This is a genomic window from Clostridium sp., assembly GCF_036639235.1.
In the GTDB taxonomy this organism is placed as follows: Bacteria; Bacillota; Clostridia; order Clostridiales; family Caloramatoraceae; genus Clostridium_AB.
The window spans coordinates 1-6,559 of sequence record NZ_JAVWJB010000061.1 but is presented as its reverse complement, the minus strand read 5'-3'; the positions used below and the strand labels follow the sequence as shown (position 1 = coordinate 6,559).

At 34.3% G+C, this 6,559-nt stretch carries 8 protein-coding genes; 3 read left to right on the top strand and 5 right to left on the bottom strand.

Annotated features, from left to right (window positions below):
- Positions 1 to 195, bottom strand: a 195-nt coding sequence (locus RR539_RS09930; RefSeq protein ID WP_332500385.1) for a hypothetical protein, incomplete at its 3' end; no start/stop codon positions are given.
- A 121-nt stretch (positions 196 to 316) separates the two neighbouring features.
- On the opposite strand from RR539_RS09930, the gene yyaC reads away from it, so the two are divergent.
- Positions 317 to 859 (top strand): spore protease YyaC, encoded by a 543-nt coding sequence (gene yyaC, locus RR539_RS09925; RefSeq protein ID WP_442878409.1) that lies wholly within the window; start codon positions 317 to 319, stop codon positions 857 to 859.
- Between the two features lie 68 nt (positions 860 to 927).
- Here the strand turns inward: yyaC and RR539_RS09920 are convergent, their stop codons facing one another.
- The 4 genes from RR539_RS09920 to spoIID form a co-directional block, all read right to left on the bottom strand.
- A complete protein-coding gene (locus RR539_RS09920; RefSeq protein WP_332483791.1) occupies positions 928 to 1,938 on the bottom strand; it encodes a rod shape-determining protein in 1,011 nt (336 codons plus the stop codon).
- Positions 1,939 to 2,043: 105 nt separating this feature from the next.
- Positions 2,044 to 2,298 (bottom strand): sporulation transcriptional regulator SpoIIID, encoded by a 255-nt coding sequence (gene spoIIID / locus RR539_RS09915; protein ID WP_332483790.1) that lies wholly within the window; start codon positions 2,296 to 2,298, stop codon positions 2,044 to 2,046.
- A gap of 134 nt (positions 2,299 to 2,432) precedes the next feature.
- Positions 2,433 to 3,194, bottom strand: coding sequence for a M23 family metallopeptidase (locus RR539_RS09910; protein WP_332483789.1), 762 nt, complete (start codon positions 3,192 to 3,194; stop codon positions 2,433 to 2,435).
- Between the two features lie 122 nt (positions 3,195 to 3,316).
- A complete protein-coding gene (gene spoIID / locus RR539_RS09905; RefSeq protein ID WP_332483788.1) occupies positions 3,317 to 4,363 on the bottom strand; it encodes a stage II sporulation protein D in 1,047 nt (348 codons plus the stop codon).
- 232 nt (positions 4,364 to 4,595) lie between these two features.
- Between spoIID and RR539_RS09900 the strand changes: the two genes are divergently transcribed.
- Together RR539_RS09900 and murA are read left to right on the top strand one after the other, a co-directional pair.
- Entirely contained in the window at positions 4,596 to 5,294 is a 699-nt protein-coding gene (locus RR539_RS09900) for a YwmB family TATA-box binding protein (protein ID WP_332474942.1), read from the top strand.
- Between the two features lie 18 nt (positions 5,295 to 5,312).
- Positions 5,313 to 6,559: UDP-N-acetylglucosamine 1-carboxyvinyltransferase (murA, locus tag RR539_RS09895; RefSeq protein WP_332483787.1), on the top strand; the 1,247-nt coding region annotated here is incomplete at its 3' end.

The window sequence follows — 6,559 nt, the reverse complement described above, 5'->3', positions numbered from 1 at the left end:
GTTATCAACTGATAGACTAATTCCGTCTAAATCATCAAATATATACCCTGACCCGTCTGGCTTACGTACCTCTTCAAAAAATATCTTCTCTTCCTTATTAGATTCAGCATTAACCTGAAGAGAGTTGATTCCTAGCATTACTGCACCTGAAAAAATAGTTGCTGTAAGTAGCAGTACCGTTGACATCCTAATCATATTCATCACCTCTGTTAATTTTATATTAATTATTATTTTCTAAATTCTAAATTTTATTCTTTTTATTTTAGTAATAAATAGGCTATTAACCTCTATATACTATTACAGGGGGTGAGTACATTTGGCAAAAAAACTTTCTGATACTACAGGCATTAGAGTAAATTATTTAGATAATGATGCAGTAGAAAAACTTGGTACTTTTTTAAGTGACTACATTAAAGAAAATACTATTATTGTTTGTATTGGTACAGACAAGTGTATAGGAGATTCTGTAGGTCCTCTTGTTGGCACCTTTTTAACTAAGGAAAGTTATCCCTATCCAGTAGTAGGAACGCTTGAATTCCCTGCTCATGCAGTAAATCTTGAAACTGTACTTGAGCATATTTACGATGTTTATCCTGACCACTTTGTTATTGCAATTGACGCATGTATTGGCCTTGAAGATGCAATAGGTGATATTCAAGTAAAATTCGGTCCTGTTCACCCTGGTAAAGGAGTTGGAAAAACCCTTCCTAAGGTAGGAGATATATCTATAATAGCAGTTGTTGATACAATTGATAACTGTGATATATTCTCTATGAGAAGCATAAGATTAAGCTTTATAATGCAGCTTTCTGAAATAATTAAGGATGCATTTATATTTGCTAGGGACTTAAAAAGCTAAACAAAAAGCCTCATAAAGGACTCACTTAAAAAAATCCTTTATAAGGCTTTATCTACATATAATAAATTTTAATATGTTGATAGGTCTTCTACAAAGTTATCAACATGCTCAAGTGACTTACCTATACCTAGAGCAACACTTGAAACAGCATCTTCTGCTATAAGTACCGGAACCATAGTTCTCTCTTCTATAAGTCTATCTAGACCCCAAAGAAGTGATCCTCCACCTGTAAGAATTATACCCTTTTCGCTTATGTCAGCTGATAATTCTGGTGGTGTCTTCTCAAGCACTGAATGTACACAGTCAGCAATTGCTTCTACAGTTTCCTTAAGAGCTAGTCTCATTTCGTCTGATGTAATAGTAATGTTCTTAGGTAGACCACTAACTAGGTCACGTCCCTTAACATCCATAGTTGTTTCTTCATCTCTCTTAAATGCGCATCCAACATGTTTTTTAAGTTCCTCAGCAGTTCTCTCACCGATCATAACCTTATGTTCACGTCTGATGTATGACATAATAGCTTCGTCAAACTTGTCCCCTGCAACCTTAATTGATGAACGTACAACCATTCCTCCAAGAGAAATAACCGCAACATCTGTAGTTCCTCCACCAATATCAACTATCATAGAACCACTTGGCTTAGATATATCTACCCCAGCTCCAATAGCAGCTGCAATTGGCTCCTCAATAAGATATACATTACGAGCTCCAGCGTTAAGTGCAGCATCTTTAACTGCTCTTCTTTCTACTCCAGTTGCTTCACATGGTATACAAACTATAACACGAGGCTTGCTCCATCCTCTTTTGCCTATAGCCTTCTTAATAAAATGCACAAGCATTTGTTCTGTCATATCATAATCTGAAATAACACCATCTCTTAGCGGTCTTTTTGCAACTATGTGTCCCGGTGTTCTACCGATCATATTTCTAGCATCTTCACCAACAGCTAGTACCTTATTTGACTTCATATCAAGTGCAACTACTGATGGTTCTTGAAGTGCTATTCCCTTACCCTTTACATATACCAGTACGCTAGCTGTTCCAAGATCTATTCCAATATCATTTCCTGCTCCAAACATAGCAATAATTCACTCCCCATTATATTTCATTCGGACATTATTAGTATTTTATATTCGATATAAATCATCAAATTCCTTCTTTATTATATCAAAAAATATCCGAAATTAAAGATTCGACACATTATATTTAAGTTTTGTGGCTTTTCCACCTCTAATATGTCGTTCTGACTTATTAAGGTCTAATATAAACTTAGCTTCTACTGCTACCTGGGGGTTGATTCTTGGAAGACGCTCTGTTATATCCTTGTGAACGGTAGACTTGCTAACGCCAAACTTCTTAGCAGCATGTCTAATAGTAGACCTAGAGTCAATAATATAATTGGCAATTTCAAGTACTCTATCCTCAATATAATCTTTCACAGCAATATTCCTCCTATAATAATAACAAGGGATATAATTCCCTTATATTCTTCAAAATCAATATAAAATTAATGTCTAGGGAATAAGCTATTAGCCTATATCCCCTAGACACTTTATCCATAGTAGCTTAAGTATTACTTCTTAATAAATGTAGTAGGGTCTACTGTAATAAAGTCGCTACCCTTTTTCTCAAGTAATGCAAAGTGTAGGTGAGCTCCGTCTACCTTCACTGATTCTCTAACTGATGTATCTCCAACTTGACCAATAGTTGATCCAGCCTTTAGAGAGTCACCCTTTTTAACCTTTAGGTTATCTGCTAGGTTAGAATACACTGTTCTGAATCCATCGTGTTCAACAACAACAGTTAGTCCATATCCTGACTTAAGAGTCTTATCAGCCTTATCATCATTGTAAATATCAATAACCTTACCAGCAGCTGCTACTTTAACTTCATCACCTAGTGAGCAAGCAATATCAATAGCCTCATGTGTCTCCCAAATATCTAATGCTTTAGTATATACAAGATCATTCTTTGAGAATGGCTTTGTAACTGTACCCTTAATAGGTTGTTGTAGAGCAATTGTTCTCTTCTTCTTAGCTGATGTATCCTTAGATTCTGATCTTTCTTCTGTAGCTTCTTCCTTCTTATCTTCTTCCTTGTTCTTGTTCATCGTAGGAACCGTATTGTCTGGATCCTTCTTAACCTGCTGTGCATCTGGTATATGCTTCTGTACGTTTACAGGTGGCTTAGATGCCATCTCCTGTCCCTTTAATGCGTTAGTCTTAGATATGTAAACTGTAATAACAGCCACCACACAAAGACATAAAAATAAAACTACGTAGAAACCTTCTCTCTTAAGTAGACTTGATTTCTTTGATGAATTGTTTGTTCCCATAAAAACACCTCCGTTTAAATTGTTGCCAAAAATCCTAATTCAATACACTCAATAAAAAAACTATAAGAATTAGGTAAAAAAATAACTGCTAGGTTATCATACCTAACAGTTTGCCCACTTTTTTACTTTATATACTTCTTATAGTCATCAATTTTTATTCCACTGTAATAATGGGTTAGAATTTCATTGTATTTCTTACCTGTTTTACCCATTTCATTAGCTCCCCACTGACTCATTCCAACACCGTGTCCGTAGCCCTTTACATTAAACACTACATTATCCTTATCAAAGGAAAAAGTAAATCCTGCTGACTTTAATGAAAATAAACTTCTCATTTGTACTCCAGTTAAATTCTCTCCACCAATATATACATTCTTAACTCTTTCTCCTATAGTCTTATCAGTAATCTTTATTTGCTTCTCTAAGACTTTAGGATCTAATTTAGCATCCTTATACTTACCTTTTATCTTTGCCACAAAATCTTCTCTTTTAATCTTTTGAACTGAAGTAAAGTTTGGAGCCTTTTCTTCCCCCTTACTCTCTACACTTCTAAGATATGGCTGGGAATACCCAAATACATATTGTGAATCCTCAGTTTTCCCTCCGCTTGTTGAGAAGTACTTAATAGATTTTGCTATTTCATTATTGTAACTTAGGACCATTCCACGTGTTCCATCAACTGCACTACTAACTTTTCTCCACTTAGCCTGTGCCTCTGATCCCCATTTTTTCATTCTTTCTTCCTTAGGTAGGAATGCCTGGCAGTGAACTTCACTACATACATCACCTCCCTTAGCTTTAGGGCATCCACTCCCCCCTACTATTTTCATCTTAGGAACAAGAAAACTTCTAGCTGCAATTGACTGTGCCTTTAATGCTTCTTCATGGAAACTTGCAGGCATTTCAGATGAAACTACTAATTTTATGTATTCCTCCATATTCATAGTTAAAACCTTGTCCTGAGCCTTGTAATACACCTTTATCTGAACATCACTTGTATTTGTCTTACTTACTGCTTCTGGTTCTTTTTTGTCTGTTTTAACTGGTGTCTTTTCTGCTTCCTTACCTGATGTTATATCACTTTTCATGCTACTTATTCCAACTACACCCATTGGTATTCCTAGCATTAAACAAACAATCAATGTTATGAAAAGCATTATTTTTTTCACCTAAACACCTCCTGTTTAATCAGCTTACCTTATAATGTATTAATGTTTACATATATTTATTACATATTATAGGGATATAATTTTAATCAAAATAAATACACATTTTCATCAAACTTTCTTCATATAATAAACTCTAACTCTAAAATAATTCTTTTGTTTTTGTAATATTTACAGTATAAATTTAAGACAACCTGTCCATAATTTTAATATTAAAATATATGGGGGTATTACAATGAAAAAGCTTATTTTAATTCTGATAATTATATTCTCTTTCTTTAATAATATTAACACTTTAGCCACTACTAAGACCTTAAGTCTTGAGGATGTTGCTAGTTACTCTAATGCAAATATTATTAAGAAAGAGGTTTTTGGTTATGTTAATTTTACATCTAATGATTCTAACGAAAACCTTATGAATAAGTTTATTTCATCTACCCTTTCTAATCTTAAATTTAATATTAGCTCTACAGAAAATTCTACTGTAGGAGAATATAACTGTAATGAATTTTCCTATACAGTAACAATTGCTAATAGTAAAAATAATTCTAGGGATAAATTTATATCTATTTTTTATTCACATAAAACTAATAATGTGAATATTATTAACTTAAGGGACAATATTCAACAAATATTAACCTACTTCGATGAAAACCCTAGGGTTTCTTCACATATTATAGCTAAGCTTAATAAAAAACTATCTAAAAACGAAATTAGTTCTACCCTTTCCTATATGCTTAAAAAGTCTCAGTCCACCTATTCTAAGGATTATGCTGACTCTTCAATAAGCTTTAGTGGTTATTCTCCACTACTTGAGGAAGGCATTACTGTTAATAATAAGAAGATTAACATTCAGGTATCTTCTAAATACTCTAGTATAGACAACAGTACCTACATATGGGTTGGTAGCCCTATTATTTCAATTGAGTATTAATTAATGGAGGATATAGATATGAGTAAAATAATCGTTAAAGGTGGAAACTCCCTTAAAGGAAAAATCAAAGTTGGAGCTGCTAAAAATGCAGTCCTTCCTATAATCGCAGCTTCTTTATTAACAGATAAAAAATGTACTTTTATAGATGTCCCATTATTAAATGATGTATATGTTATATCAGACGTTTTAAAATCACTTGGAGTTGATGTAAATATAAATACCAGTAACTATACCTTAACTGTTTGTAGTAAGGGAATTCACACCCTAGAACCAGACCCAAGCCTAGTTAGTAAAATGCGTGCTTCCTTCCTTGTTATGGGTCCACTTCTTGCTAGATATGGAAGTGTTAAAGTTTCCCTACCTGGAGGGTGTAATATAGGAACTAGGCCAATAGACCTTCACCTAAAAGGCCTTGCAGCACTAGGTGCTGAGATTCACACAGAATATGGATTTGTTGAGGCTAAGTGTAAGAAGCTTAAGGGATGTAATATTTACCTTGACTTCCCATCAGTTGGTGCAACAGAAAATATTATGACAGCAGCTTGCCTTGCTGAGGGAGAAACTATTATTCAAAATGCTGCTGAAGAACCAGAAATTGAAGATCTAGCAAGCTTCTTAAATTCCATTGGATGTAGTGTTTATGGGGCTGGAACTGATACTATAGTTATTCAAGGAGTAGAGTCTCTAACTGGTACAACTCATAAATTTATACCTGATAGAATTGAAGCAGGAACATTTATGATTGCCTCTGCAATTACAGGTGGAGATGTTGTTGTTGAAAATGTTAACCCAGACCATGTTCGCCCAATTATTGCTAAGTTAACTGAAGCTGGAGTTAATATACTTGAGGGGCACAATAAGGTACGTGTTATGTCTTCAGGCATAATTAATGCTGTTGATATTAAAACACTCCCTTACCCAGGATTCCCAACAGATATGCAGTCACAATTTATGGCTCTTATGAGCGTTGCTAAGGGAACTAGTATATTTACTGAAACAGTATTCGAAAACAGATTTATGCATGTTAGCGAATTTGTTAAAATGGGAGCTAACATTAAAATAGACGGTAGACTTTCAATTGTTAAGGGTGTTGAAGCACTTACAGGAGCAAGTGTACGTGCAACAGATCTTAGAGCAGGTGCTGCACTAATTCTTGCAGGGCTTTATGCTGAAGGAGAAACCACAGTATCTGATATTTATCATATAGAAAGAGGATATGTAGACATAGTAAGTAAGCTTCAAGGAATAGGAGCAAATATAGAAAA